Here is a 2,572-nt window from a genome sequence, read left to right on the forward strand (position 1 = left end):
AGAGATAGCCCATGGACGAGGAGGACGAGGACGCGGGCGGCGCCACGGACATGAATGGCGGCTCGGAGAAGACGCAGATCCGCCCGGCGCCGGAGCGGCCGCGTCGCTGAGGCTCGGGCGGCCGGGACGCCCCCCGCGGGAGGCGCCCCCGTCGTCCGGGACGACCCGCCCTGGGAGTGATGGCTGCCCGACGCGGGGTTCGCGCCCCGGCCGGTGGGGTGTTCTCCCACCGTGGTGATGAGTGGACCGCGCCCCCGTCCCGGAGCATCGCGGTGATTCCCAACCTTGCGAGGAGCGCGTGTCAGGGGGAAAGTGATTGCGTGTGGACCTCCCTGCTCGCCGCGCTCCTCCTGGCCACCCCGGCGCCCGCCGCCTCATCGCAGGCGCCCATCACCGTCCTGGTCGCACCGCCTGACGCCTCGGGCGCACCCTCGCACGTCGTCGAGTTCGCGCAGGAGCACGTGTCCGAGCAGCTCAAGTCCCGGGGCATGGCCGTCATCCGCGTCGAGGACGTCACCCGGAAGCTGACGCCGTCGAAGCGGCGCGCGCTCCTGCGCTGCAACCGCACGGAGCCCACCTGCATCCGGTCGCTCGGGACGACGGGGAAGTCGGAGGTCGTCCTCGTCGCGGAATTGGGCCAGTTCCTCAGCGGCTACCGCGTCGGCGCGCGCATGTACTCCTCGAAGGATGGCTCGCTCATCACCGAGCACCTCATCCCGGGCGTGCGCGAGGACCAGTTGCTGGACGCGCTCACCCAGTCGCTGGAGGTGGTGGTGCCCCGCACGCGGACGGCCCTGCGCGGCACGCCTCCGCCCATGCCGCCCATGAAGGACGTGCCGCCGCCCGGCGTCACCCCTCCGCCCCGGAAGGAGACGCCGACGGCGCCCCCGGCCACCGTGACGCCGACCCCGACGACGCCCCCGGAGGTCGTCGTGAAGCAGGAGACGGACGCGCCGCGCGCCCACCCGCTGCGCCGCTGGGCCTGGCTGCCGGCCGCGGGCGGCGTGGCGCTGGCGGGGGTGGGGACCCTCTTCTACCTGCAGGCGGGCGACAAGTACGACGAGCTGGACGAGGGCGGCACCGGCACGCCCATCCGGGACGCGGCCGGCGTGGCCTCGTCCGGCCGCCGGGCGCAGACGCTGAGCCGGGTGGCCTTTGGCCTGGCCGGAGCCAGCCTCGTCACGGGCGCGGTGATGTACCTGCTGCCCGGTGACGCGCCCCCGAAGGTGCAGCCCACGGCCACCGTGGTCCCCGGCGGGGGCATGGTGGGCCTGTCCGGGACGTTGCCGTGAATTCGAGGAGACCCATGCGGAAGACCTGGACGCTCGGCGCCACCGGCGCGGCGCTCGCGGCGGTGCTCGCCACGGGCGGGTGCTACGACTTCGACGACGCGGAGCGGCGCTGCCGCGAGGAGCAGCGCTGCGACCCCGAGGGCGTGGGCCCCGGTGAGGATGGCGGTCGCGACGCGGGGGATGCGGGCGACGCGGGCGATGCCGGCGACGCGGGAGACTGCATCCCCATCCCCAACGTGGTGGACGTGCCGGACGACGCCTTCGCGGACACCGACTGTGATGGCGTGGACGGCCAGGCCGACGCCGGCCTCTTCGTGGACCCGGCGGCAGGAAGCGACTCCACCGGCACGGGCACGCGCGACGCTCCGCTGGCCACGCTCGGCCGGGCGCTGGAGCTGCTGCGCATGGCGGACGGTGGCGGGGCCACGCGCGTGTACCTCGCGGGCGGCCGCTACGACGAGAGCGGGCTGGTGCTGGACGTGCCCGCGTCGCTGCACGGCGGCTACACCGGCCGCGGCCAGGGCTGGGGACGTCAGGGCACGGCGCTGGCCCGGCTGGACGGCGGCACGGTGGGGCTGACGGTGCGCGGCCTGACGGACGCGGGCGTCGTGCTGGAGTACGTGGGCGTCCACTCCGCGAACGCGGCGACGCCCGGGGAGCCCTCCATCGCCCTGCGCGTGCTGGCTTCGTCCGGTGTGACGCTGCGCCACGCGGAGCTGGAGGCGGGACAGGGCGCGCCGGGCGCGGATGGCGGCACCGGAAACCAGGCCGCCAACGCGGCGGACGGAGGCGCCGGCGGCGCCGCCACCGGCAGCAACCCCGGCCTCGTCGGTCCACCGGGAGTGGCAACCTGCTCGGGAAGCAATCGCTCGGGAGGCGCTGGCGGGTTCGGCGTGGGCCGCGCTCCCGGCAACCCGGGCCGGGACGGCCTGCCGGACGCGGGGGGCGGGGATGGGGGCGTCGCCGTCACCGTCAACTGCGAGGTGGGCACCGAAAGCTGCTCCTGCAACGGCCGCGTGGGCGGCAACGGACAGCCGGGAGCCTTCGGCGACGAGGGCCCGGCCGGCCCGAAGGGCACGGGCCGGGGCGTGCTGGACCTGGTGAATGGGACGTGGGTTCCCAACCAGCAGGGTGGGAACGGTGACCCGGGCACCGCCGGCGAGGGCGGCGGCGGCGGCGGCAGTGGTGGCGCCTGCAGCGACCAGAACCTGACCTGGTTCAACCCCGGAGCCAGCGGCGGCGGGGGTGGCGGCGGTGGTGGTGGCTGCGGCGGTACGGGG

The 2,572-nt window shown here is 75.7% G+C and carries 2 protein-coding genes; both read left to right on the forward strand.

What is annotated here, in order from left to right; translation table 11 throughout:
* The first annotated feature begins 320 nt into the window (after nt 1-320).
* Nucleotides 321-1,292: a hypothetical protein gene (locus HG543_RS52990; RefSeq protein WP_171819053.1), complete on the forward strand. Its 972-nt coding sequence runs from the start codon at nt 321-323 to the stop codon at nt 1,290-1,292.
* A gap of 14 nt (nt 1,293-1,306) precedes the next feature.
* On the forward strand, nt 1,307-2,572 hold a 1,266-nt coding region (locus tag HG543_RS52995), incomplete at its 3' end, for a hypothetical protein (RefSeq protein ID WP_169352579.1).

The sequence above is a fragment of the Pyxidicoccus fallax genome (assembly GCF_012933655.1).
Lineage (GTDB): Bacteria > Myxococcota > Myxococcia > Myxococcales > Myxococcaceae > Myxococcus > Myxococcus fallax.